Below are 24,636 nucleotides of genomic sequence, written 5' to 3'. Positions count from 1 at the left end.
TATTGTTCTTGTTGATTGCACGCAGGCAAGGCTTCGCCTTCCTGTGCACTTTTCAGTGCCGGTTGGAGTTGAACGAAGTTCGTGTAAAAAGCCCTGGCTGATCAGTACCAGGGCATGTTTGCTGGACTTACGGAGGCGATTTCGGGCTCATGTAAGCCACTCGATCTGAAAGCTATAGTGCCCCAGGAGCGGAGCCAGAACTTGCTGGCCAGTTCCGGCCCTGATGCAGGCAACATGGCCACGGCGGTTGTCCTGTACGACTTCCACGGCAATATCCGAAAGCCCCAGGCGTTCCACTTCCCGATGGACCACGTTGGCAATCTCCCGCTGCTGCAATGCAGGCTTGAATATCTTGCCCACCGCCGTCAGTGGCAGCGCTTCAAGGATTTCAATACGCTTGGGAACGGCTGCCCGTTCGCTGATGTGAAGATGGGCGAACGCCTCAAGCTCTTCGGCGTCGCAGGCTTGCCCGGGGCGCAGTTGAACGTAAGCGACCGGCACCTCGCCCGAGTACACGTCGGGGCTGCCGATGGCAGCGGCCAAGGCGACGGCGGGATGCGCCTGCAGAACCTCCTCGATTTGTTTGGGATCGATGTTGTGGCCGCCACGGATGATCAGTTCCTTCTTGCGTCCGGTGAGCCAGAAGTAACCTTGTGCATCCTGGCGACCCAAATCGCCCGTATTCAACCAGCGCTGACCATCGATATCGATCCAAAGGCCCCGGTTATGCCCCTCCTCCAGATAGCCCTCGAAGAGGTTCGGACCACTGATCGTGATCAGGCCGATCTCATCCACGTTGGCGTCGCGCAGGTATTCTCCAGAATCATCGAGCAAGACCGCGCGCATATTCTGGTAGGCGATCCGTAGCCCAATGGAGCCGATACGGCGCTCGCCATGGGGCGGATTGATGGAGGACACGCAGGCGCCCTCAGTCAGACCGTAACCTTCAAGGATCTTTACCCCGGTCCGGCGCTCGAACTCTCGCAAAAGCTCAGCCGGCATGGGTGCGGCGCCACACATTGCATAGCGAAGACTGGACAGGTCGCGGCCCTGCCATTCATTTTGCAGGAGTGCGGCATAGACCGTTGGCACGCCGGAAAAGAAGTTGATGCCGAAATGCTCGACTATCTCCCAGAATCGGGGGATCACCCCCTCGCCGCGATACCCCTGAGGTGTCCCAAGGATCACATGGTCGCCTTGAGTCCAAGGCATCAGCCCGGTAACCAGTTGTCCATTGACATGAAACAGCGGCAAGCCACAAAAGATAACCTGGCCACTACTGCGTGGCTGCATGTGAGCGGCCATGGCCCATGCATTGAATACTTCCGAGCCATGGGTACGCGCCGCGATCTTGGGGAGCCCGGTAGTGCCGCCCGTACAGATATAGGAGGAGCATTCCCCCTGGCGGATGTGCCGACCGCTCTTGAGGTGTGTATGCGGCTGCGTATTCATCAGCGATAGCCAATCGTGGATCGCGATACCGCTGTGTAATTCCCGCTCCTTTAGTGCCATGGTCTTCAGAATCCCACGCACGGATTCGGCGACATAGGGTTCCATGCTGACCCAAACGACAGACTTGATCCCGGGCAACTGATCCAGCTGCGAAGCCAGTTTTGGCCACAGATCGCTGCCCGGAGTCGGCGCGAGTGTCACCACCACGGAGGCCTTTGCGGCATTCAGCAAGCCAGCCATCTGCTTGGCTTCGAGCAGAGGATTGATCGCCATGACGATACCCGCCGCCTCCCCGCCCCAAATGGTGAAGTGGGTTTGCGGCAGGTTGGGCAAAATAAAGGCAATCACCTCGCCCGGTTTTATGCCCAAGTCATCGAAGGCATTCGCCGCGCGGGTGATATCCGCGAAAAGCTGGGAATAGTTCCACTCGCAGGTGCGCCTGAAGTCGGCGGCATCAGCGAAGAAGCTGAGCGCTGGCGCCTGGGGCGTGCGCTCGGCCGCCTGTCGCAGCGCTTCATACGTGCTGCAAGCCAGCCCACGCTCCCGCAAGGGGACTCGTTCGAGACGTTCGATGTCACTCAGGGTCTGCACCGTCATCAGGCTTGCTCCACTACTCGGTTGCGTTGTACGCCGAGGTCGATCACACCGTCGGCGCTGCGAATGCGCGCCTCGACCACGTCACCTGCCTTCAGATACTGCGTCCGGCCCTCCTGCGCCTTGAGAAACAGCTTCCACTTGGTGGCTTCTGGCATCAGGGCCGCAATGCGCTGCTTGGCAGGCGAAGGTACCGTCAGGGCGCAGCCCGCAGGAGTACCGGTGGCGATCAAGTCTCCAGTGGCGAGATCTTGCAAGGCGGAGAGTTCGGTAAGGGTTTCAGCGGGGCCGTATACCAGATTGGCCGTGCTGTCGTTCTGGCGCACCTGGTCGTTGACTGTCAGGCGCAGCTGCAGTGCCTTGAGGTAATGCATGCTCTTGGCATCCAGAAGGCAGAGGTATGGGCCGACCGGGCCGAAAGTGCGGAAGCTCTTGCCCTTGTAGAACTGCATCTGGGGAATCTGGATATCACGAGCCGAGTAGTCATTGACGATGACGACGCCTGCAATGAACTCATGCAGATTGGCGTCGGTGACAGCAATTGCGCCGGTGATCGCGCGCTTCATCACAAGCCCCAGCTCGATCTCGTAATCCAGGAAACGCACGGTGCGTGGCTTGATCAGGTCGCTGTCAGCCGCCACCAGGCAACTCGTCGCCTTGGTAAAGATCATGTTGAATTTCTTCGCATCCGGGTCCATGCCCGACTCGATCATGTGCTGACGGTAGTTGGCGCCCTGGCAGACGAACTGTTGGTTACGGGTGACCGGCGAAAGCAGTTTCACTTCGCCCTCACCCAACTCCGTACCTGTCATTTGAGCGAGGTCGTCGATACTGTTCTGGCGAATGAAGTCACCAGTGGTTTCAAAAGTACCGGGCACCACCGTGATACGGCCCTGGCGTAGCACGCCCCAGTGGATACCATTCTGAAATTCAAAGCGGACTACGTGTACAGCAGACATTGAAGGTACTCCTGGAGCAGTGTTTGTCCCGGGCTCAGTGGCGCGAGAACTGTGGTGTTGTTCTGAAGGGGGGCTGGCAACGCTGTAGACCAACGAGCCGCCGACGATCAAGGCACCGGCTTTGAGCACATCCCGACGGCCATACCTGGTTGCATTGCCCGACATGGCGGCAGCTCTACCCGAACATCCGCATGAGCGTTATCAACTTGCGAATGGTCAGGTCCGGGCTGCGCCGCAGGTTGCGGATCAGCGCACGCAGACTGCTTAAACTCATCTTGGGTTTTGTAAAAGTCTTGGGCATGCGCTGCCCCCACTGCGCCATTGCCTCGGGGCTCACCAGATGAATGCCTGTAGGCCGTGTGGCCGTGAAGATATCTCCGTCGCAGTAATGCTCGTGCTTATCGCCCCAAGGGTCTTGCCAGTAATCGAAGATCTGGCTACCCAGAATGTGTCGGCCGATTCCCCATGAGTGCTCCCAACCGCGCTCGCGCAGGACGCGCTGGCCCATTCCCACTGCGTCCGCATCGACGACCTCATAGGCGCTATGGCTATAGGTCGCCATGAACCCTTGCGCTATCGCGAGCGTATGGTGAGGCGTGGGAATTTCACCGAGGTCAAGGCGCATGAAGGTAACGATAGGTGTGCCATCGGCGAGGACCTGCACATCGCTGGGAATAAACCCGAAATGCTGCGTATACCAGGCACAGGTCGCCTGGTAGTCAGCCACTTCGATGACGATGTGGCCGAGTTTTAGTACTTCAGACGGAGCAATCGGCGGACGCTGCGTGGCGTTGATTCGCGGTTGCTCCTGCGCCAGATTCCAGGGAAGAGGAGCTCTGTGCCCCAGCGTTATACCTGGAGTCTGGTCGCAAACAGCTTCCACAATGAAACCGGAAGGATCGGTCAGCCTGACGTAATACCCGCCACCAGGATGTTCCGATTTCTCGACCGGTGACGCGCCTGGGATTCGCGTCAGTTTTTCCAGATCCTTGAGCGACTGGACTGCCAGTCCGAACCCGACAAAACGTGCATGTTCTGCACGATGGACGCGGTAACAGTATGAAGTAGGGTCGGCGGCGCGCAGGTAAAGCGTATCGGCGTCATGCTGACTTACCGTCAGGCCAAAGTCGGTCAGGAACCGCGCCGCTTCGTTCAAGTCCGGCCGCTGAAAGATCAGGTGAGTCAGATCCTGAGCCTTCACCGTCGGTTGCGGATGCCGGGCCGGTTGTGATGTCGCCAACTGGGGCAGTTGATTTTTGTTGGTCATTGTTCTTGTTTTCCGGGTTTTCAGGGTAAAGCCGTCCCCGCACCCCTGAAAAATCCAGGGATGTCTGGTTGAGTCGGTTGACTAACTCAGTCGATAGAAGGAAGTGCCGGCAACTCTGTGGTTGCCAGCGCACGAGCCTCCTCTGGTGACACACCCAATGCCCGCAGCACCAGCTCGGCGGTGTCAGAGCCCGATTCGCGCCACGTTCTGTGTCCTTCCAGCACCAGGAAAATCGAGCCGAGGACGCTGCTCGATATCAACGTCAGTACTGAGAGCAATTGCTCCTTTTCAAACGTGTACCGCCCACTGGACAGTCCGCTCAGAAGATCCGTCGTCGCTTGGCTGCTGAACATTTCGCGCAACGAAGAATTGCTCATGGCGAATTTATAGATGAACGCCCCCCACTGGGAGTCCTCGTGAGCCCGACGAATGAACAATCGAATGCCATTGGCGAGACGCTGAGCCGGATCAGAGAGGGAATTGAAGCTCTTGTTGACGCGCTCATGCATCTCCTTCGCGAGATGGCTGGCGACCGCCTCGAACAGACTTTCCATGCTGTCGATGTTGCTATAGACCGTTCCGCGCGCCACGCCTGCCTCTTGTGCGAGGTCGAGAATGTTCACTTGTGAGGTGCCTCTTTCAGCGAACAGGCGAAAGGCGGCTTGATGAATGCGGCGCTGTGTTGGATTTAGGGATTCCACGGTTCTCTCTCCAGGATTACCTTATGGCCCGATTGAACACATGTGTTCAGCCGACGTCAACAATGTTTTTTGAATCAAGTGCGTCAATCTCAATAAAAACCGTTCTATACCCGGAAAAATTAAGCGGTTAGTTGATACGACAAGATCGGCGGAGGGCTCAATACATTGACACAATTGAACATGAGTGTTCATCTGTGTCGTGTTTGTGGCTCGCCTTCTGGGCAGGTCATCAAGCCGGCCCATCGATGCAAACCAGGACCTCAACAACCTGAGCAAGCACTGTGCAGACGGTGCTCAAACGGTATGACCCTTAGCGATGGCTGGCCGAATTCTCATCAGCTGAAGGACAAAACATGACCGGCTCAAAGCTCTTCAAACCGCTTCGTTTGCCTAACGGCACGGTGATTCCAAACCGAATCGCCAAGGCAGCCATGGAGGAGAATCTTGCCAATGAGGATCACGCTCCAGGGGAAGCGCTGGTTAAGCTCTATCGGCGTTGGGCACAGGGTGGTGCCGGCCTGATCATCACTGGCAACGTCATGGTTGACCGTCATGCCTTGACCGGACCCGCTGGCGTAGTACTTGAGGACGATCGGCACCTGGGCAAATTCAGGCTGTGGGCCGATGCTTGCCGCAGTCACGGAGCCCAGGCCTGGATGCAAATCAATCATCCCGGACGGCAGCTGTTGGCTTCCATGGGGCAATCGGCACGGGGGCCCTCCGCGGTGGCTGTCGACATTCCCGGACTATCAAAGGCTTTTGTGTCGCCCAGGGCCTTGAATGAGCAGGAGATCGAAGAGCTGATTGAGCGCTATACCCAGGCTGCAGTGCTGGCTGAGCGCGCCGGATTCACCGGCGTGGAGATTCATGCAGCGCATGGTTACCTGTTCAGCCAATTCCTTTCGCCCTTGACCAACCGACGTAGCGACCGCTGGGGTGGCAGCCTGGAAAATCGTGCGCAAATTCTCCTGCAAACCATCGATGCAATACGTCAGCGAGTGGCACCGATCTTTTGCGTCGCTGTGAAGCTCAATTCCGCGGACTTTCAGCGCGGCGGTTTCGATGCCGAGGATGCGGCTCGCGTGGTGGAAATGCTCAACGCCAAGGCAGTCGACCTGGTCGAGTTGTCAGGTGGCAGCTATGAAAGCCCGGCGATGCAGGGGCAAACCCGCGATGGCAGCCGCTTGGCTCGAGAAGCGTATTTTCTTGAGTTCGCGGAAAGAGTAGGAGAAATAGCGCGCATGCCGCTGATGGTCACCGGCGGCGTGCGCAGAAAGGAGGTCGCGGAGCGAGTGGTGAGCGGCTCGGTGTCGATGGTGGGGCTTGCCACTGCGCTGGCTATCGAGCCGGCCCTGCCAAGCCAGTGGATGGCAGGTCAGGAGACCGAAGTGGAGCCCATCGTCGTCCCCTGGAAGAATAAGGCGCTGGCATCGCTTGCAGTGGCGTCGGTGGTCAAGAAGCAACTCGGCTTGTTGAGCCAAGGCAAACAGACAAAACCCAGGACGTCGCCACTCATGGCATTGATCGGCAATCAGCTGAAGTCTCGTCGCCAGGCGAAGAACTATCGGCAATGGATTGGCCGGGCATAGCCGGCCAAGAATGACATCAGGACTAGGGTAGCGGCTTACCGGCGATTTTCTTGGCTCTGGCAGGTGTGACACCCAGAGCCTTGAGAATCATCTCGGCGACCCGCTGGTCGTGCTCCGCCACCACACGCCCTTCGACAACCGAGCGCATGGCTCCGGTTGTGCACGATACGACCATGTCCAGGGCGATCCCTTCGTCCTCATAAGCGAAAGTGCCCGCGCACAGACCTTCACGCAGATCGCCCAGCACATGGGCAGCCAAGCGCGAGCGCATGGCCTGATCGGAATGAATGATGCGCAGCAGTGCGTTGGCCCATTGATGGTCGTACGCGGCCCGGCATACGAACATGCGCACGCCAATCGAAAGCCGCTGTGCACCGCAGTGCACGTCCGAACTCAGGGCGGAAATGGCATCGGAGAACTCGCTCGCCATGGCGATGCCAACCGCCTCGAGCACTTCGTCGCGCGTTCGAAAATAGTTGTAGATGGTGCCGTTGGATACCGCGGCCTCCGAGGCGACATCGAGCAGTGCAATCTCCCCCACCTCCTTACGTGCGACAAGACGCAATGCCGCATCCACCAGGCCGCGACGGGTGCGTTCACGCTTCTTGTGGCCCCGAGTGAGAGGCTCTTGCTCAGTTGCTTCTGAAGGAAAAGTGGGGGAAGGCATCTTCACGCTCTTAATCGAGGAGGCTCGTTGATGGTAATGGAAACGCTGTCGGCAGTGGAATCGGCGCTACCCATCAGGATCAGGCAGTCTCGAACCAGACTGCCTGCATCGAAGCCGGGAGCGTGGTGCATGATGATACGGTCGGGGCGGATCGCGACGAGCGTGCCTTTGGCAGCCAGCGGCAGGATGTCATGGTTCAGGTCTTCGATGAAGTCGCAAGCGCTGTCGGAGCGCTGACCGCAAGGTCCTATCTGCAAGAAGTGACCTCCCAGCTTTATCCAGGAAAACACCTCAGCAGCGCTCAGCAGTGACAACGGGTCAACACCGAATCCGACCAGGGTCAGGTTGTGTCCCAGAGCATCATCGCTCAGCTGGATCTCCTGTTGCCTGTTGCGAACCCAGGCCTGGGGAAACAGACTGCCACGAACCAGCTTGTCGCCACGACGATGCTGCACGAACAGACCGTCTTTGAAGATGTTTTTCGGCTTGATGTCCAGTTGCTCGAAGTACTTTCTGGTCGCGGGAGTCAACGCCAGCGTGCGCATCAGGCCGTGGATGAGGAAAGCCGCGATCTTGTTTCTCGGCATCACCAGACGGCCCATGAGTTTCGCCAGATTGATCATCGCCTGGGCATGGGGGCGGCGCTCTACGTCATAGGTATCGAGTATTGAAGGCGCGGCTTGGCCCTGAAGGACCCACGCCAGTTTCCAGGCCAGGTTGGCGCCATCTCGAAGCCCCGCTACGAGACCTTGCCCGACAAAGGGCGGGGTGATGTGGGCTGCATCCCCGACAAGAAAAGTTCGTCCCTTGCTGAATCTGTTGCAGCAACGCGCGTGGAATCGATAAATCGCCTTGCGCTCGATTTCCAGCTCCTGCGGATTGACCCATGGCGCGATTAGCCGGGCGATGCTTTCCGGGCTTTCCAGCTCTTCCCGGGATTCGCCCGGGTGGAGCATGAACTCCCAACGCTCCCTTCCGCCGGGAGCGGGCATGTGCGGCGTTGGGCGCTGTGGATCACAGATGAACTCAATGTGATCAATGGCTGACTTATGCCGGTTTTTGGCATCGACAATCAGCCAATCCTCTGCATAGGTTTGTCCTTCGAATTCCTGGTCAATCAAGGCCCTGACCCTGGAGCTTGCACCATCCGCACCGACCAGATATCGGGCGCGAATGAAATGCTGATGGCCATCCTGGTCCCGCACGGAGGCGACGACACAATCAGATTCCTCGACCAGATTCTCGAGCTCGAATCCACCCAGGCTAGTCACTGACTTCAGCCCAGAGACCTGTTTGCGCATCGCGTGTTCGAGGTCGGGTTGATAGAAAGTCACCAGTTTGGGATGGCCGTCGATGCACCCGGCGGTGTTGGCCCGACTGAATTGCCCGAGGACCGGGGAATGCATCTTCACTTCAGGGATAACGATCTTCTCGAACGCGTCTTCCGACAATCCGGCGAGTTGCAGGATGCGAAGCGCCTCGTTGTCCAGAGCGATGGCGCGGGGCATTAGTACGACCTCGTGGGTCTTGTCCAATACCAGGGTCTTTACCCCATAGCGGCCGAGCAGCGCCGCGATTGTCGCCCCTACCGGACCGTTACCGACGACCAGCACATCGACGGCGGTGGGAGGCAATTCGGAAACTTTCTTGTTGTTGTTCATCTCGAGCCCTTGTTGTGATTGAAGTCGTGAGACACGCAGGTCCCATCGTCAGGCAAGGTGAAGGTATGTAAAATTGAAACATTTTTCAATATTGAAATTACCGTCATTAATTTTCCGGCACCAGTTTCCGACCGACGAGGCTTGGCTTCCGAGCCGATCAGCGTTGTTATTGGAGTGACCACGTGCCATGCCTCACGGCGCATAACTCTGTTTCAGTCTTCAGGAATCCAACGTGGCACGTCCGCAGTCCCATCCGAACCCGGTCCAGCTCTGTTTCGTCGAGTTCGAGCTCGACGAAGCCAACGCCTGCTTGTTGCGTAACGGAGAAACCGTGGCGCTGGCGCCAACGCCCTTCACGCTGCTGTGCGTACTTGCGCGCCAGCCTGGATCGCTGGTGACCAAAGATGCCTTGCTTGATGCCGTGTGGGGGCATCGGTTCGTCAGCGATTCAGTGCTGAAGACGGCCATCAGCGATCTGCGCAAGGTGCTGGGCGACGACCCCAGGCAGCCTCGCTTCATTGAGACTGTGTCGCGGCGCGGCTATCGCTTCATCGCGGCGCCCTCCCTTGCGCCTTCGATGCCGCCGGCACCCGCGACGGTGCCAGCGGCCGATGCGTATCCGTCGCCGCCATTCATTGGTCGCACCGACAAGCTCTCAAGACTGCAGCGGGCGTGGGAACGGGCTTACGGCGGGCAACGTGCAGTGGTCTGGCTGGCCGGAGAACCGGGGATTGGCAAGACCACGTTGATCGAGCACTTCCTCGCCAGCCTTGGCGGCATCGCCTGCGCACGCGGTCATTGCGTGGAGCACTACGGCCCCGGCGAGCCGTACCTGCCGGTGCTGGAGGCGTTGGCCGATCTGTGCCGCAGCGACCCTGCCCTGCCGGCGCTGCTGCGCGCCGTGGCGCCGACCTGGCTGCTGCAACTGCCGTGGTTAAGCAGCGCGCAAGAGCGAGACGCGTTGCGGCGCGAGCTTGCCGGCATCGGTCCGGATCGCATGCTGCGGGAAATGGGTGAACTGCTGGACCGCTACACCGAGCAACGGCCGCTGTTGCTGGTGACCGAAGACCTGCACTGGAGCGATCGGGCGACGGTCCAGCTCATCGACTATGTGGCGCGACGACGTGGCCGCACACGACTTATGTGGCTGTCGAGCTTTCGCGTCGCCGAGGTGGTGGCGCTCGATCATCCGCTCAACTCGTTGCGCCACGAACTGCGCCTGCAACGTCTGTGCGAGGAAGTGGTGCTCGATCCGTTCTCGGAAACCGAGGTCGCTGACTATGTCGCGTTGCGTTCGGCCTCTCTAGCGCGCGATGAAGCCTTTGTGCGTGCCCTGCACGAGCGCACCGACGGAGTGCCGTTGTTCGTGTCGTCGGTCATCAGTGAAGTGATGGATCCTGCGGACGACGACGCCACCATCGAGGCCCGGCTGGCGGGAATGGCGGTGCCCGAGAACCTCGCGGCGATCATTGATCACTACATCACCAGGCTCGGGCCGGAGCAGCGTGCGCTGCTCTCGGCGGCAGCGGTATGCGGGGTCGAATTCCGGGTCGAGACGGTTTCGCTTGCCCTGAAGCACGACCTCGCCTCTGTGGCCGACACCTGCGAGGAACTGGTGCGCGAGCAGGTATGGCTCACACGGTCGCGGGCCACCGAAATTGAAGAGACGGTAGAGCTACCCTACTCGTTCCGGCATGCTCTTTTCCGCCAGGTGCTGTACGAACGCACGCCGCGCTCATCGCGCACCCAGCTCCATCGTCAGGTTGGCGCGGCCCTCGAACACGAGCGCAACGCGGGCGTGCCGGTTGCTGCCTCGGAGCTGGCAATGCACTTCGACCGGGCGCGGCAGCCGATGATCGCGCTGCGCTACTACGCCGAGGCCGCCGAAGCCGCGCTGCTGCACTTCAGCCCGGCCTTGTGCATCGGTCTCACTGAGCGCGCGCTGATCCTGCTGCGGCAGGCTCCAGAAGGAATGGAGCGCGATGCACTCGAAATTACCTTGGCCACGCTGCAGGGCGTGTCGGCTTTCCACACGCTTGGTGTCGGCAACGAAGCCAGGAACGCATTCGAACGCGCATACACGTTGCTCGCGCAGGTACCCGAGCATCCGATGCGCGGTCGCCTGCTGCACGGATTCGGCTATCTGCTCTGTCTGCGCGGTGACTATACGATGGCGCTGGCAGTGGCGGAACGCGCCGAGGCCCTCTCGTGCGAGGCGAACGATCCAGCGCTCATGCTGGTGGCGTGCATCGTGCACGGCGAGGTGCATCATCTCCAGGGGCGCACCCAGGCGACGCGCCGTTGGCTGGAGCGCGCGCTCGCGATCGCCGAGCCGCTGGACATCGGGGCGAACGAGATCTTTGCCGCCGATCCTCAAGTCATGCTGCACGGCATGTTGGCCATAGAACTGCTGCGTTCTGGCCTGGTTGAGCAAGGCCGAACCCACATGCAGCGGGCGCGGACCCGCGCACAGGCGCTTCGCCAGCCTATGACCTGGCTAGTCGCTACCTGGCAAGAGGTGTTGATCGAGGTGCGGATGGGGAACCATTTGCGTGTGGCGGCGCTGGCTGACGACATGCAGACGCTGGTCGATGAATATTCGCTCGCACTGGGGCGCACGGCTTGCCGCTGGTGGCGCGGCTGGGCCGAGGCGCGCAATGGCAAGCCACGCGAAGGCTACCGCAGCATCCGCGAGGCCTACGAAGAACACACCGGGCTCGGCATGCGTTCCGGTGCCAGCGAGGTGCTTGGCTACGCTGCCGAGGCGTTGCTGCTGGCGGGTGATTACGACGCTGCGCAAGTCGAGCTACAGGAAGCCCTACACGTTGGGGAAGAACTGGGTGAGCGCGTGTACCTGCCTCAACTGTTGCTGCTGGAGGCAAAGATTTCGCGGATGCAGGGCCGGCTCGATGCCGGCAGCATCGCCGTGCGGCGTGCGGTTGAGGAGGCGCGCACCCAGGAAGCCCCGTGGCTGGAGCTGCAGGCGTTAGTCGAACTGTGTGGGCACCACGACGCTACGGCCGAGGACCGCCAGGCCCTGGTGGCGCTGGCTGACCAGTTGCCCGAAACGGATGGAACCGAGCTGGTGAAACGTGCGCGCTCGCTGCTTCAGGCTACAAAGCCTGATTGAAGAGTTAAGGGCACAAACTTGTGGGAGCGGCGCTGTCCCGACCGAAGTCTGACCTTTCGCTTACGACTCGCCCCAGGGGACGGCCTACGCTGTCGTCGAACTTTCTTGCCCCCTGGTCTGTGATGAGTCTGAACCCTGAATCCAAGTACCCGAACCGCCGCTCGTACGTCGTGAAGCTGCGTAGCGATGCCGCGCCGGGGGCCCTCGTGGGCCGCCTCGAAAACCTGGTCACTGGACGACAGCGCGAGTTCTCGTCCGCCGAAGAGCTGCTGGAGTCGATTGCCTCGGACCTTGTGTCGACGGCCGACGAGCACATGGCAGATACCGACGGCGAGTGACGCCTCCAACATGAATAGCGCTCGATATGGCGACCGAACGGCGACGCTTCGCTGACGACTTCGCACACACCGGGCCCTACGCTGACGCCATCTCGAATCCACACGAGTCCAATGCGATGCCGCGACTTCCAGTTTCCTTTCCACTGCCCCTCCACACCGGTCGACCGACCTTGCAACGGGCCGGGCTCGCCGTTGTTGCGGCCGCCCTTGCCACTTCGATCGCCCTCGCCTTGGGCGGTTGCTCCACGCCGGTCGTCAAGCCGTCGGTCGAACTGCCGAGCAACTACGCCGCAAGCACAGCCTCCGAGATGGAGCCCGAGGCGGCATGGTGGGAGGTCTACCATGACCCGGTGCTGACGGATCTGGTGCGCCGAGCAGCGCGCGAGAACCGCGACGTCAAGATTGCCGCCGAGCGTCTGCGCGCCGCGCGTGCCGGCGAAACGGTCAGCCGTTCCTGGCTGCTCCCGAGCGTCGGCGCATCCGCCTCCGGCAGCGATCGCAGCACCGGCTACAACTCGGCGACGAAACAGGGTTATCCGGATACCAAGACCACCAGTGTGGGCCTGGACGTCTCCTGGGAACTCGACCTGAGCGGCCGCCTGCGCGCCGGCGCAGCGGCGGCCAACGCCGATGCGCTGGCCGCCGAGGACAGCATGCGCGGTGTACGCCTGCTGGTGATGAGCGACGTCGTCAGCAATTACTTCACACTGATCGGCGCGCAGCGCCAGGTCGCGACCCTGCGCGCCATCTCGGCGATGCAGGACGAGACGCTGCGTCTGGTCACCGCGCGCCAGCAAGTGGGGCTGGCATCCGCCTTCGACGTCGAGCGTGCACAGACCGACGCCTTGTCGGCACGGGCACAGATTCCACCACTGGAAACGTTGACGGAGGTATCGCGCCATCGCATCGCGGTGCTGATCGCCGACCAATCCTTCAATACCGCGAACATCCAGTCCTCGAATAGCGATGTGGCGGTAGTGCCCGAGGCCAAGCCGGGCCAGCCCGCCGCGCTGCTGCAACGTCGACCTGACGTGCTAGCGCTGATGGCGCAGCTCGACGCAGCCAATGCGCGCCGCCAACAGGCCGCGGCCGAGTGGTTTCCGCGGCTCTTCCTCGACGCGTCCTTCGGTCGCCAGGGCCTGAACCTGAACGGCGCCGATCTCGGCGCTGCGCGCTTCACTAACGTGGCGGGCCTGCTGGCGATGCCGATCTTCAACGCCGGGCGCACGCAAGCGATCAACGACGCTGCCGAAAGTGCTCAACAAGAGGCGCTGCTGCGGGCCGAAGACGGCATCGTACGGGCGCTCGAGGATGTGGAGAACGCCCTCGTCACGCTGACGCAGGAGCGTCGCCGCTCCGGGTCGCTGCAATTGGCCGCCGCCTCCGCGGAGTCTGCGCAGAACCGCGCCCAGTCGCTCTATAACCGCGGGCAGATCGACCTGTTGCCGCTGCTGGATTCGCAGCGGGCGCGCCTGGCGGCACGCTTGAACGCCAACGAAAGCAGCACCCGACTGCTGCTCGATAGCGTGCAGCTCTACAAGGCACTGGGCGGGGGCTGGCAGGTGTTCGAACAACCCGCACCCTCCACTGCCGCCACCAAAGCCGACCGGCCACCACTTTCCTAAGAACCTGTCGTTTTTCAAAGAGGAACCGCCTTGAAGAATTCCCTTACCGCGGCCGGCGCCTTGGCCGTAGCCGTCCTGCTGTCCGCGTGTAGCCCGGACCAGCCCACTGTGCAGGCACCACGACCAGTGCGCACCGTTGAAATCAGCTACGACAATGCCCGCGATATCAGTCGTTACGTGGGCACCGTACAGTCGCGACATGAAGTCGAACAGGCCTTCCGCGTGGGTGGCAAGGTAGCCCAGCGTAAGGTCGATGTAGGCCAGTTTGTGCGCGAAGGCGACATCCTGGCGGTGCTGGATGACAGCGACTACCGCCTCGCTGAGCAAGCGTCGCGACAACAATGGACGGTTGCCGTCGAGCAGACGCGCCAGGCCGATTCGGACCGCCAGCGTCTGACCGCGCTGAAGGCTGACGGCTCGGTCAGTGCGGCCGATGACGAGCGCGCGCAGACCAATGCCCAAACCGCGCATGCAACCGCCGAAGCCGAAGCGCGAAAGCTCGAGCTCGCGAGCAACCGGCTCAAGTACACCGTGCTGCGCGCCTCGCGTAGCGGCGTCGTCACGGCCGTGCGCTTTGAGGCCGGGCAGGTCGTGGCGGAGGGCCAACCGGTTGTCTCGGTTGCGAATCCGGATGAATCCGAGATCATTGTCGATGTGCCCGAGGATCAGTTGTCCGTCTTCAAGGACGCGCGCTTCAAGGCCTCGTTGGCCAGTGCGCCGAACGAGACCTTCGATGTCACGCTGCGCGAGCTGTCGCCGCAGGCCGCGGCACAGACGCGTACCTATCGCGCGCGGCTCAAGCCGCTGCAGGCTCTGCCGCTGGGCGCCACTGCGACGGTAAAGGCCGAGCGCGTAATGACAAGTGTCTCGGTGGCGGCGGTGCCGGCCACGGCACTGACCCAAAGCAGCGGCCAGCCGGCGCTGTGGGTGGTCACGCCCGAGGGCAAGAATCCGGTAGGTACCGTCGAACTGGTGCCTGTGGCGGTGTGGGGCTACCGCAACGATGAGGTGCTCGTCTCCGGGCCGCAGGCAGGCGTACTGGTCGTCACCGCCGGGGTGCAGAAGATGGCATCCGGACTGAAGGTCGCGCTTCCCGGCGCGGCGATTGTTGACGCGAACACCACACAGCAGGCCGCTCGATGAACAACTTCAACCTCACCGACTGGGCGCTGCGCCATCGCGCCATCGTCCTGTTCATGCTGCTCATTGTCGCGGTGGCCGGCGCCTTTAGCTTCACCAGGCTCGGTCAGCTCGAGGACCCGAACTTTTCCGTACCCTCCATGACCACCATGGTCATCTGGCCGGGCGCCACCGCCCAGCAATTGCAGGACCAGGTCCTCAATCGCATGGAGAAGAAATTCGAGCAGATCGACAACTTCGAGAAAGTGGTCACCTACGCGCGGCAAGGCTACGCGGGCATGACGCTCACCGTGCGCGGCGGCACCTCCAAGGCAGACCAGCGCGAGGCCTGGTACCAGGCGCGCAAGAAACTCAACGACCTGAGCCTGGAGATGCCTGATGGCGTGATCGGCCCGATCGTAAACGACGAGTACGGCGACGTGTATGGCCTGATGTACGCCGTCAAGGGCGACGGCATCGGCCACGCCGACCTGTCGGACGCGGCCGAGGACATCAAGCGCCAGATGCTGAAGGTGCCGATGGTCAAGAAGATCGATCTCATCGGCAAGCAGGCCAAGCGTGTCTACGTCGAGTTCTCGCACGAACGCCTGGCAGCGCTGGGCATTACACCGCTGGCCATCGCCGAAAGCCTCAAGAGCCAGAACACCCTGTTGCCCGCAGGCCAGATCGACACCCGCGGCGACCGCGTCATGGTGCGCGTGAGCGGCCAATTCGCCAGCGACGAAGCTATTCGCAATGTGCCCATCTCCGCAGGCGGCCGGCAGATCAAGCTCGGCGACATCGCGACCGTTACACGTGGCTTCGAGGATCCGCCAACCTACACGGTGCGCCATAACGGCCAGCCAGTGCTGATGCTCGGCATCACGATGACCAGCGACGGCAACATCGTGGACCTTGGCAAGGCGATGGACACGGCCGTCGCCAAGATCCAGTCCGAACTTGCGCACGGCGTGGAGCTGGAGCTCGTGGCCGACCAACCCACCACGGTGAAGGATGCTATCCACGACTTCGTGCACGCGCTGGCCGAGGCGCTGATCATCGTGATCGCAGTGAGCCTCGCCAGCCTGGGCTGGCGCGCTGGCCTTGTGGTCGCGACCACAGTGCCGCTGGTGTTGGGCGGCGTAGCGCTGGTGATGCTGGCGATGGGCTGGAACCTGGAGCGTATCTCGCTTGGCTCGCTGATTATCGCATTGGGCCTGCTGGTGGATGACGCCATCATCGCCATCGAGATGATGGTGGCGAAGATGGAAACCGGCATGGACCGCGTAAAGGCGGCCGCCTTCTCTTATCAGTCCACCGCCATGCCGCGCCTGACCGGCGCACTCATCACCGTCGTGGGCTTCCTGCCAATCGGCCTCTCGAAGTCCACCACCGGCGAGTACGCAGGTGGCATTTTCTGGATCGTCGGCGCCGCGGTGCTGTTCTCGTGGATCTGTTCCGGCATCTTCACGCCATACCTGGCGGTCAAGATGCTGCCCAACGATTTAGGCAAGCACCAGCATGGTGATATGTATGACACGAAGTTCTACCGCACCCTGCGCCGTCTGATCGACACCGCCATCGAGCGTCGCTGGGTGGTCATCGGCGCGACGTTTGGCGCTCTGGTGCTTGCTCTGGCCTGTATCAAGCTAGTGCCGCAGCAATTTTTCCCCAACAGTTCGCGTCCTGAACTGGTCATTGACCTGCGCGTCAAGGAAGGCTCCTCGTTCGCCGCGACGACCGAGCAGGTCAAGCACATGGAGGAGATCCTGGCGAAGGACGAGGACGTGCGTTTCTATACGGCCTACACCGGTGCCGGTGCACCGCGCTTCTATCTCTCGCTCAACCCCGAGTTGCCGAATCCGGGATTCGCCCAGTTCGTTGTGATGACCAAGGACCTGGATGCTCGCGAGCGGGTCCGTGCACGGCTGGTGACCTCGGCCGACCAACAATTCCCCCAGGCGTGGGTGCGCGTGACCCGGCTCGAGTTGGGGCCGCCTGTCGGCTACCCGGTACAATTTCGCGTCGTCGGCCCCGATACCCAGGTGGTGCGCAAGATCGCCCGCGACGTGGAGAAGGTGGTCGGGTCCAACCCGAAGGTGCGCGACCTCCAGCTCGACTGGAACGATCCGGTGCGCACGCTGAAGGTGGCGCTTGATCAGGACAAGGCGAGCGCGCTTGGCCTCACACCTGCCGACGTGTCGCTGGCGACCCAGACCGTGATGAACGGCGCAACCCTGTCGCAACTGCGTGAGCACGAAGACCTGATCGACATCGTGGCCCGTGCCGTGCCGGAGGAGCGCTTGAGCCTCGACACGCTGAAAGACATCAACCTCTACACGCGCCAGGGCACGGTGGTGCCACTGTCGCAAGTCGCACAGGTACGCTCCGAGCTGGAAGAGCCGGTGCTGTGGCGCCGCAACCGCGATATGGCGATCACGGTGCGTGCCGATGTGAAGGATGGTGAGCAAGGTGTATCGGTAACGCAGGAGATCCAGCCGTTGCTCAAGGATATCGAAGCGAAGCTGCCGTCGGGTTACCGCATCGACGTAGGCGGCGCGGTGGAGGAAAGTGACAAGGCCAACAAGGCGCTGCTGGCGGTGGCGCCGCTGATGCTGATCAGCATTTTGCTGCTGCTGATGCTGCAACTGCAGAGCTTCTCTCGCATGTGGATGGTGGTGCTGACCGCACCGCTGGGCCTGATCGGTGTGGTGCCGGCGTTGCTGGTGTTCCAGTCGCCGCTGGGCTTCGTTGCAATCCTGGGCATCATCGCGCTGGGTGGCATGATCATGCGCAACTCAGTGATCCTGATCGACCAGGTGCAAACCGAGATCGCCGAAGGGCGCGACCCATGGAACGCGGTGCTGGACGCCGCCATTCATCGGGCCCGTCCGGTGATGCTGACGGCGCTGGCCACCGTGCTTGCAATGATTCCGCTAACACGCAGTGTGTTCTGGGGGCCGATGGCAATTGCGATCATGGGTGGCCTTACCGTGGCGACGCTACTGACGATCTTTTTCGTCCCGGCGTTGTACGCCGCATGGTTCAAGGTGGGTCGCCAGCCGGCCGCTGACACCCAACAGGTACGGGGGGACGCCGCGCTCAGTTCTGAGTAATGGGTACCTTAGCACCGTGTTCCCGATCTCACTGCTATTAGAGAGGCTTGCTCAACAGCGTTTCTAAAGACAACCGAGGTCAGCCGCGAGGTTCTGCGAACGTTATTTTCTTTCGCCCCTTCGCGGCTCACGGGGAATACAAAGGCGTTGCTGGCAACGGACTGTGATCGGCCGATTGTGTTAATCGATACCCGTATCAACCGGCAGCTCCCACATAACTGACCTATCCTGAATCAGCCGAGAAGTATTAAACCCCTTCTGACGGACCCGAACGCTTTACAGCAATGGAGGCTGAGTGATGAGGGATCATCCGATTGAATTCCGCGCTGAAGATGGGCGCACGCCGCAGTCTGCGCCGCTTGCCACGGCCCACCCCACCAAATTTGCCACGTCCAGTAGCCGCATCGAGCTCTACACCCAGGAGTCGATGGTCAACTGGCTAGGCCCGTTTCAGCTAATGCGCACCGGCCTGCAAACGGCCGTGGCCACCACGATGGGGGCCTTCGCCGACCCACGCGAGATGCTGGCGGTGCTCAACCCTCGGGACTCTAACCCGCCCATCCCGGTGGCTGGCGACGGTGACGTGTGGATCGACTATCTGGCCGACACCGGCGATGGCTGGGACTCCACCTATTCCATGGCACTGTGTGTCAGCCAGGCTGTCGAGTTACCCGAACATCAACTCAAGCTGCCGCGCGGCGACGTGCTGTTGCTCGGCGGCGATCAGGTCTATCCCACGCCGGCCCAATCCGGCTACCGCACTCGTTTCCTGGACCCCTTCCGCGCCTCCTTTCCCGCGCCGGTGCCCACGTTGCGCCCGAATGACCAGGAACAGCCCGTGCCGCAGCCTGATGCACCGTTGATGATGGCCACGCCCGGCAACCACGATTGGTACGACGGTCTGCGCGGCTTCTCCCAACTGTTTTGCAGCCAGAAGCCCATCGGCGGCTGGGAAACCCGCCAACGCACCAGTTACTACGTGCTGCAGCTGCCCAATGGCTGGTGGATCTGGGGCCTGGACCTGCAGTTGGAGTCGATGATCGATCGGCAGCAGAAGCAATACTTCGAGCAGATGCACGCCAAATTGCAGCCAGGCGACCGCGTGATCCTCTGTACGCCCGAACCGAGCTGGGTGGACGAGGCCGAACGGTTGGCGCGCGAGGAGCGCAAGGCCTTGTCCTCGATCGAGACCCAGACGCCGCGTTTTCGCAGCCTGCGCGAGATCGAGGAGCTGTTGGGTGATCATCTGGCGGTGGTCCTGGCCGGCGATTCGCACCACTACGCGCGCTACCAGCCAAAAGCGGGCACCCAAGCGCCGCATCGCATCACCTGCGGAGGCGGTGGCGCCTTCCTGAATGGCACGCATCAGTTACCTGATCCGCCCAAGCCGATCAACGTCGGCGGAACCCGGCAGCACTATGAGCTGGCCGCGACCTACCCGGACAAGAAAACCTCCGGGCAGCTGCGTAACCGGGCGTGGCGGCTACCTACCCGCAACCTCTCGTTCTGCGGCATGCTGGCCATCTTGTACCTGTTGTTCGACTGGATGGTACAAAGCGCAAGCAAGGTCCCCCACTCGGCGCGGGGCAACCGCAGCCTGATGGAAGTGTTGTCTGACCTCCAAGCGTCCATTTCCAACATTGGCGAAGTCTGGCGACAGCTGTTCTGGGTCTTGGCCCACAGCCCTTCGTCGGTGGTGTTCGCCGTGGCCATCGTGCTGGGTTGCGCGGTGTTCTCGGCCGCCGGGGTCAAGCGCACCCGAAAGCTCGCCTATGGCATCGGCGCCGTTCACGGACTGCTTCATCTGGGGCTGGCGATCGGACTGCTGTGGCTCATGGGCCGCGTCAACCTCCACTACTTGCAGTTCGAGGCAGACAACCTGCGCCAAGCCTCGTTGTTCCTGGTGGAGACGCTGATACTCGGCGGCAGTTTGGGAGGCCTGCTGTTCGGTGCCTGGATGGTGACGACCAACATCTTGTGGGGGCTGCATAGCGAGGTGGTTTTTTCCTCGCAACGTATCGCCGACCACAAATGCTTCCTGCGCATGCACTTCAACGGCGACCGACTCACCCTTTACCCGCTCAAGCTGGAGAAAGTCTGCCGGCGCTGGTCCCTGGCCTCGGGCGTCTCCCAACTGGCGAAGGTGCAGCGCACCTGGCGACTGCGGGCAACGCCTGAAAGCACTGGCCCGCGCTTCGTGCCAACCTCGGGTGCGCTCGAACCGCAACTGATCGAGCCGCCCATCGAGATTCTGCGTGGAGGTGGCCGCCCATGAGCCGTTCAGCGCCCGGGCAAAGGCAAGCCCAGCAGCCACTCTCTGAACGCCACCAGAGAAGGCAGGTTCTGATACCGGTGTTGATAAGCGAGGTAATAGCTTCGGTCGCTGCTGATAGGCTCGAACAGCTCGATCAGGTCGCCGTTATCAATTTCATCCTGCACCAGGATTCGAGGCACGAGCCCGACGCCAATCCCGGCGACAACCGCCTGGATCAAATGTGAGGTGAGTTCGAAACTGGGGCCCGGGCGCATGGCCCTGTGGTCCAGGCCCTTTTTTTCGAACCACTCCGACCACGCATGGGGTCGGGTCACGACACTCAGCAACGTGTGCCTGGCAATCTCGATCGGCTCTATCGACGCCTGTGCAGATACGGCTTCGGGACTGGCAATCACAATCAGCTCTTCGGCTACCAGTTCATGGGTGATGTAGCCCGGCCAGTTGCCGGTGCCTGCGAAGATAATGGCGTTCATCTCGCTGGCAGCCGATGACAAATCGGAATGAACGATGCGCGAATGGATGTGCACCTGAATGCCCGGGTGCCCGGCATAGAAATCCTTCAGGCGCGGCAATAGCCATTTCGAACCAAACGTGGGCAGCACCGCCAGGTGCAGTGTTCCGCTCTGAGAGTTGAAGGCGATGGTTTGCAGGGTTGCACTGCGAATACGGCTCAACGCAGCGGCCAACTCATGCTGATACAGCGCACCGGCCGCGGTCAGTTCGATTCGTCGCCCTTCGCGCTTGAACAGCGGGACTTCCAACAACGACTCAAGGGTTTGCACCTGCCGACTGACGGCACTCTGCGTCAGCGCCAGCTCATCGGCCGCGCGGGTGAAACTGCAATGTCGGGCGGCGGCTTCAAAAGCGACCAGTAACGACATGGACGGGGTAAGTTTTCGCGGGTTCATTCATAAAGCTCATGCTAATGCTGCAGGAATTACGTTTGTTAAAGGGGCAGGAATAAGCAAAATCTAGCACAGCGGCTCAAACCGGCCGTTTGGATGATGCGCCATGCATGCATCCTCTGAATATAAAAAACTCGCTCAGGAACACCCGCCGTGATTGCCCTTTTAAACACCGATAATCAGCAACCTGCACACTACGAGCATTTCCTGAGCGATCTCAAGCAACAAGGCTTTCGCGGAGAAATCGTCTGGGACCATGGTTCACGAACCGTATTGGCCACCGATAACTCGATTTATCAGCGGTTGCCCCAAGCCGCCGTTTTCCCGATGGATACCGGCGATGTCCAGTTACTCACTCGCCTGGCCGCACTCCCCGCTCATCAGCGCATTGTGCTGACGCCAAGAGGCGGCGGAACGGGCACTAACGGTCAATCACTGACGAACGGGATCGTCGTCGACCTGTCGCGCCATATGAACACCATCCTCGAGATCAACGTCGAGGCACGCTGGGTGCGCGTGCAAAGTGGCGTGGTGAAGGACCAGTTGAACGCGGCACTCAAACCCCACGGCCTGTTCTTCGCGCCGGAATTATCGACCTCCAATCGAGCGACGATCGGTGGAATGATCAATACCGATGCCAGCGGGCAAGGCAGTTGCACGTATGGCAAAACCCGGGATCACGTCCTTGAGCTGTCTACGGTGCTATTGGGTGGCAACCTGCTCGACAGCCAGGCATTGGATGGCGGCAGCCTGAAAGGTGAGATGTCGCGCACTGACCGGATTGGCGAGGTTTACCGCTGCGCCAGTGAGATTTCGAACAGCCAGTCTGAGTTGATTGCGACCACCTTCCCCAAGCTCAACCGCTGCCTGACGGGCTATGACCTGGCTCATCTGCAAGAGGCCGATGGGCGTTTCAACCTGAACAGCGTGTTATGCGGCTCGGAAGGTTCGCTGGGTTTCGTGGTCGAGGCCAAGCTGAACGTATTGCCGATTCCCCGGCACTCGATCCTGGTCAACGTGCGTTACGCAGGTTTCATGGACGCGTTGCGCGATGCCAAGGCGCTCATGGCTCTCAATCCCTTGTCCATCGAGACGGTGGATTCCAAAGTGCTGATGCTGGCGATGAAAGACATCGTCTGGCATGGCGTGGCCGAATACTTTCCCACGGACCCGGGCACACCGACGCTGGGGATCAACCTTATCGAGTTCAGCGGCGATGACCCCACCGCGCTAGAGCAAGAGGTGCATGACTTTGTCGAGCATCTGCAAACGGACACCTCGGTGCTGCGCCTGGGCCATACACTGGCGACCGGCGCAGAAGCGGTAAAACGCATTTATGCGATGCGCAAGCGCGCTGTCGGGCTACTCGGTAACGTCAAGGGCGAGGCCCGGCCGCAGCCGTTTGTCGAGGATACAGCCGTGCCACCGGAGAACCTGGCCGACTTCATTCTGGAGTTCCGCGCGTTGCTGGATAGCTACGGGCTTGAGTACGGAATGTTCGGCCATGTGGATGCCGGGGTGTTGCACGTAAGGCCTATCCTGGACATGAAAGACCCTGCTCACGCCGCCTTGATCCGCCCTGTTTCCGATGCCGTGGCAGCGTTGACCCGCAAGTACGGCGGGCTGCTGTGGGGCGAACATGGCAAGGGATTGCGCTCCCAATATGTGCCGGACTACTTCGGCGAGCTTTACCCTTCGCTGCAAGCGCTCAAGGCCGCATTCGATCCGTTCAATCAATTGAACCCCGGCAAGATTGCAACGCCGGCGACTCAACCGACAGCACAGTTGACCCGAGTGGACGAGGTCGAACTGCGGGGTGCGCTCGACCGCACCATTGACGAGCGGGTGTGGCGCAGCTACGAGAGCGCCGTTCACTGCAACGGCAACGGCGCCTGTTACAACTTCGACCCGGACGATGCCATGTGCCCGTCGTGGAAAGCGACGCGCAACCGAATCCACTCGCCGAAAGGACGCGCCTCATTGATTCGCGAATGGCTGCGTCTGCAGGGCGAAAAAGGCCTGGACGTGCTGGACGTGAGCAAACGCATGCGCAGCGCCAGCCACCTGAGCAGTTTTATCCTTCGAGCCAAAAACACGCTGGCCATGAAATGGGGGCAACAGGATTTTTCTCACGAGGTCTATGACGCCATGACGGGCTGCCTGGCCTGCAAATCCTGCGCGGGCCAGTGCCCGGTGAAGGTCAACGTTCCTGAGTTTCGCTCGCGTTTTCTGGAGCTTTACCATGGGCGTTACCTGCGCCCGTTGAAGGACTACCTGATCGGTTCCCTCGAGTTCAGCATCCCGTGGCTCGCTCGTTTTCCATCGTTGTACAACGCGGTAATGAGCGCCAAACCCACGCGCTATGTGCTTGAGCATGTGGTGGGCATGGTCGACAGTCCGCTGCTCAGTGGGATGGATTTTCGCGCGGTGTGTGAGCGCTGGAACGTTCGCATCGCCACCACGCAGCGCCTGGAGGCTTTGACGGCCGAGCAGCGCCAGCGCAGTGTGATTCTGGTCCAGGATGCGTTCACTCGTTACTTCGAAACCCGCGTGGCGGCAGACTGGATGGAATTGATCGCCCGGCTGGGTTATCAGGTCTACCTCGCGCCGTTTGCACCCAATGGCAAACCATTGCAGGTGCAGGGTTTCCTGGGGGCGTTCGAGCGGGCCGCTCGTTTCAACGCACAGTCACTGCGCACATTGCAGCAGTATGGCGTGCCGCTGGTGGGGCTGGATCCGGCGATGACCCTGGTGTATCGCCAGGAATACAGCAAAACGCTGGCAAGTGAAGAGGCGCCGACCGTACTCCTGCCCCAGGAATGGCTCGCCAATACCCTGCCCCGGCAAGCGACGGATCCTGTTGCGCAGGCTTATCAATTTCTCCCTCACTGCACTGAAAAAACCAATGAGCCGGCCAGCGTCGGCCTGTGGCAACAGGTTTTCGAGCGACTGGGGCTCAAGCTTGAGGTCTTGGCGAGCGGCTGTTGCGGGATGTCTGGAACCTATGGACACGAAACCCGGAACATCCAGACCTCCACGGTCATTTATGGTCAGTCGTGGCAGCCGCTGGTGACAAAATTCGGCGCCGCAGGTCGATTGGTCGCCGATGGATATTCGTGCCGAAGCCAGGTTAAACGACTGGATGGCCAGGTTGTGCTGCATCCGCTCCAGGCTCTTCTGGGCCATTTAACCGAACGCGAGCGTTCGAAAAACGAATGACAGTGTCCCTCGGGACAAG

15 protein-coding genes are annotated in these 24,636 nt (G+C 61.1%); 8 read left to right on the top strand and 7 right to left on the bottom strand.

Going from position 1 to position 24,636, the window contains the following annotated elements:
• Nucleotides 1-147: 147 nt before the first annotated feature.
• The 4 genes from ACZ9BB_RS06645 to ACZ9BB_RS06630 form a co-directional block, all read right to left on the bottom strand.
• The gene (locus ACZ9BB_RS06645; protein ID WP_476213064.1) at nt 148-2,049 is read right to left on the bottom strand and encodes an acyl-CoA synthetase; all 1,902 of its coding nucleotides are present in this window, start codon (nt 2,047-2,049) and stop codon (nt 148-150) included.
• Nucleotides 2,049-3,005 (bottom strand): fumarylacetoacetate hydrolase family protein, encoded by a 957-nt coding sequence (locus ACZ9BB_RS06640; protein WP_476213063.1) that lies wholly within the window; start codon nt 3,003-3,005, stop codon nt 2,049-2,051. The genes ACZ9BB_RS06645 and ACZ9BB_RS06640 overlap by 1 nt, the downstream gene beginning before the upstream one ends.
• A 175-nt stretch (nt 3,006-3,180) precedes the next feature.
• Nucleotides 3,181-4,272 carry a VOC family protein gene (locus tag ACZ9BB_RS06635; protein WP_476213062.1) on the bottom strand — a complete coding sequence of 364 codons (1,092 nt, stop codon included), beginning with the start codon at nt 4,270-4,272 and terminating at the stop codon, nt 3,181-3,183.
• A gap of 86 nt (nt 4,273-4,358) precedes the next feature.
• Entirely contained in the window at nt 4,359-4,973 is a 615-nt protein-coding gene (locus ACZ9BB_RS06630) for a TetR/AcrR family transcriptional regulator (RefSeq protein ID WP_476213061.1), read from the bottom strand.
• A 353-nt stretch (nt 4,974-5,326) separates the two neighbouring features.
• On the opposite strand from ACZ9BB_RS06630, the gene ACZ9BB_RS06625 reads away from it, so the two are divergent.
• Complete coding sequence (locus ACZ9BB_RS06625; RefSeq protein WP_476213060.1) at nt 5,327-6,562, top strand: NADH:flavin oxidoreductase/NADH oxidase family protein; 1,236 nt, start codon at nt 5,327-5,329, stop codon at nt 6,560-6,562.
• 22 nt (nt 6,563-6,584) lie between these two features.
• Here ACZ9BB_RS06625 and ACZ9BB_RS06620 read toward each other — a convergent pair whose 3' ends face one another.
• Nucleotides 6,585-7,229 carry a TetR/AcrR family transcriptional regulator gene (locus ACZ9BB_RS06620; RefSeq protein ID WP_476213059.1) on the bottom strand — a complete coding sequence of 215 codons (645 nt, stop codon included), beginning with the start codon at nt 7,227-7,229 and terminating at the stop codon, nt 6,585-6,587.
• A gap of 2 nt (nt 7,230-7,231) precedes the next feature.
• Nucleotides 7,232-8,890: a bifunctional 3-(3-hydroxy-phenyl)propionate/3-hydroxycinnamic acid hydroxylase MhpA gene (mhpA, locus tag ACZ9BB_RS06615; RefSeq protein WP_476213058.1), complete on the bottom strand. Its 1,659-nt coding sequence runs from the start codon at nt 8,888-8,890 to the stop codon at nt 7,232-7,234.
• A 232-nt stretch (nt 8,891-9,122) separates the two neighbouring features.
• On the opposite strand from mhpA, the gene ACZ9BB_RS06610 reads away from it, so the two are divergent.
• From ACZ9BB_RS06610 to ACZ9BB_RS06585, 6 genes are all read left to right on the top strand, one after another.
• A complete protein-coding gene (locus ACZ9BB_RS06610; RefSeq protein ID WP_476213057.1) occupies nt 9,123-12,020 on the top strand; it encodes an AAA family ATPase in 2,898 nt (965 codons plus the stop codon).
• 122 nt (nt 12,021-12,142) lie between these two features.
• On the top strand, nt 12,143-12,358 hold the full coding sequence (locus ACZ9BB_RS06605) for a hypothetical protein (RefSeq protein ID WP_476213056.1): 216 nt from the start codon (nt 12,143-12,145) through the stop codon (nt 12,356-12,358).
• Nucleotides 12,359-12,474: 116 nt separating this feature from the next.
• On the top strand, nt 12,475-13,983 hold the full coding sequence (locus tag ACZ9BB_RS06600; protein ID WP_476218227.1) for an efflux transporter outer membrane subunit: 1,509 nt from the start codon (nt 12,475-12,477) through the stop codon (nt 13,981-13,983).
• 30 nt (nt 13,984-14,013) lie between these two features.
• Entirely contained in the window at nt 14,014-15,126 is a 1,113-nt protein-coding gene (locus ACZ9BB_RS06595; RefSeq protein WP_476213055.1) for an efflux RND transporter periplasmic adaptor subunit, read from the top strand.
• Complete coding sequence (locus ACZ9BB_RS06590; RefSeq protein ID WP_476213054.1) at nt 15,123-18,218, top strand: efflux RND transporter permease subunit; 3,096 nt, start codon at nt 15,123-15,125, stop codon at nt 18,216-18,218. The genes ACZ9BB_RS06595 and ACZ9BB_RS06590 overlap by 4 nt, the downstream gene beginning before the upstream one ends.
• A gap of 298 nt (nt 18,219-18,516) precedes the next feature.
• Nucleotides 18,517-20,493: a preprotein translocase subunit YajC gene (locus ACZ9BB_RS06585; protein WP_476213053.1), complete on the top strand. Its 1,977-nt coding sequence runs from the start codon at nt 18,517-18,519 to the stop codon at nt 20,491-20,493.
• Nucleotides 20,494-20,498: 5 nt separating this feature from the next.
• On the opposite strand, the gene ACZ9BB_RS06580 is transcribed toward ACZ9BB_RS06585, so the two are convergent.
• Nucleotides 20,499-21,401: a LysR substrate-binding domain-containing protein gene (locus ACZ9BB_RS06580; protein ID WP_476213052.1), complete on the bottom strand. Its 903-nt coding sequence runs from the start codon at nt 21,399-21,401 to the stop codon at nt 20,499-20,501.
• Between the two features lie 150 nt (nt 21,402-21,551).
• Between ACZ9BB_RS06580 and ydiJ the strand changes: the two genes are divergently transcribed.
• Nucleotides 21,552-24,617, top strand: coding sequence for a D-2-hydroxyglutarate dehydrogenase YdiJ (ydiJ, locus tag ACZ9BB_RS06575; RefSeq protein ID WP_476213051.1), 3,066 nt, complete (start codon nt 21,552-21,554; stop codon nt 24,615-24,617).
• Nucleotides 24,618-24,636: the final 19 nt, after the last annotated feature.

The sequence above is a fragment of the Pseudomonas sp. TE3552 genome (genome assembly GCF_056278945.1).
This window is presented reverse-complemented; position numbering and strand designations above follow the sequence as displayed.